The organism is Stenotrophomonas pictorum JCM 9942, assembly GCF_001310775.1.
GTDB lineage: Bacteria > Pseudomonadota > Gammaproteobacteria > Xanthomonadales > Xanthomonadaceae > Stenotrophomonas > Stenotrophomonas pictorum.
Genome location: NZ_BAZI01000484.1, coordinates 1 through 1,686, shown reverse-complemented (window position 1 = coordinate 1,686; position 1,686 = coordinate 1). Strand labels below are relative to the sequence as shown.

Genomic DNA, 1,686 nt, shown 5'->3' with positions numbered 1-1,686 from the left:
CGTTGCCGTTGCTGCTGCAGCGCCTGCTCGCCCTTGCGCCGTTCCTGCCGGCGTTGCTGCTGCAGCGCGTGGATTGCGGCCCGTTCGGCGGTGCGGGCCTGTGCATAACTTTCATGGTTGCCGCCGTAGCTGCGCAGCCCCTGCGCCGACAGTTCCAGCACCCGTTCCACACCGTGCAGCAGCGGGCGGTCGTGACTGACCAGCAGCATCCCCTTGCCACGCGCCTGCAGCTGCCGGGCCAGCCATTGCCGGCCAGCGCGGTCCAGGTGATTGCTCGGCTCATCGAGGATCAGCAGTGCGGCCGGTTGCAACAATGCGCCAGCCAACGCCACCCGCATGCGCTGACCGCCGCTGAGCGTATCCACCGGGGTATCGGCATCCACGCCTTCCAGCCCGGCCTGCGCCAAGGCGTGCTGCAAGGTCTCGCGCAGGCTCCACTGCTCGCCCACCCGCTCGAAATCGGCAGGGGTGATGCTGCCCTGCTCGATCCGGCGCAGCGCCTGCAGGACGTTATCCACAGCCGCCAGTTCGGCGACGCGCTGTCCGGGGACGGGCTGGATCTGCTGCGGCAGGTAGTGCACCTGACCGATACGTCGGATCTGCCCGGCGCTGGGCATCCGCCGCCCTGCCAGCAGTTGCGCCAGTACGGATTTGCCCACGCCGTTGCGCCCGACCAGCGCGGTCGGCCGGGCATCGAGGTGAAGGCTGAGATCGGAGAAAAGGCAGCGCCCATCGGGCGTGTGCCAACTGACGCCATCCAGCGTCACGGATACAGAACAGGTCATGCAGGTTTCCATCGATGCCCGAAGTACCCGGCCGCCAGCGGCAGCAGGGACGGAAAGGGACCGTCATCACGACGGGGGCATCAATGGCGCATTGGACCGCACTCCGACATACGGGGGTATCCCGCAACGGCCCACAGGCTAGCGGCCGCCAGCCGAACCTGCCAGTAACAGCGCAGCACCCACCGGCACTGCGCCACCGGAATCAGCAGCGGCGGTGGTTCACGCGGTGGCGGCTGCCGGGTGATAGGCGGCACACAGCTTGTTCCCGGCCGGATCCCGCAGATAGGCCAGATACAGCGGCCCGAACGGTGTCTGCCGCAGGCCCGGCGGATCTTCAATGCTGGTACCGCCATGATCGACGCCCGCGGCATGCCACGCGTCCACGTCTCCGGGGCTGCCACAGGTGAAACCGATGGTGCCGCCATTGGCAGGCGTTGCCGGCTCGCCGTTGCGCGGATGCCCCACGATCAGCAGCGCGCCCTGATGGCGGTAGACCACGTTGCCCTTGGGGTCGATTAAACCGGGCTTTCCGCCGAGTGCGGCCAGCACGGCGTCATAGAACCGCCTGGAGGCGGTGATGTCATTGGCACCCACCACGATGTGCGAAAACATGTGTTGCTCCTGCCGATTGTGCGGCGCGGACCATCGCCGCCGCGGTTATTTGCCGATACAGAAACTGGAGAAGATCTTCCCCAGCAGGTCGTCGGCGGTCATCCGGCCGGTGATCTCGCCGAGGGCATCGTGCGCCAGCCGCAGTTCCTCGGCCGCCAGTTCCAGCTGATCAAAGCGCAACTGCTCGGCGGCGATCTCCAGATGCTCGGCCGCACGCGCGATCGCCTCGACATGGCGCAGGCGCGCGGAGAATTCGCCCTGCTGGCCCTCGCCCGCGCCCTCGCTGGCG

At 67.8% G+C, this 1,686-nt stretch carries 2 protein-coding genes and 1 pseudogene; all 3 read right to left on the bottom strand.

From position 1 onward, the window contains the following. Window positions 1-785, bottom strand: a 785-nt coding sequence (locus JCM9942_RS15275) for an ATP-binding cassette domain-containing protein (RefSeq protein WP_172675151.1), incomplete at its 3' end; no start/stop codon positions are given. 219 nt (window positions 786-1,004) lie between these two features. Next, window positions 1,005-1,397, bottom strand: coding sequence for a VOC family protein (locus JCM9942_RS15270; protein ID WP_054660694.1), 393 nt, complete (start codon window positions 1,395-1,397; stop codon window positions 1,005-1,007). 45 nt (window positions 1,398-1,442) lie between these two features. Next, a pseudogene (locus JCM9942_RS15265) lies at window positions 1,443-1,686 on the bottom strand (tRNA uridine-5-carboxymethylaminomethyl(34) synthesis GTPase MnmE); the annotation flags it as partial.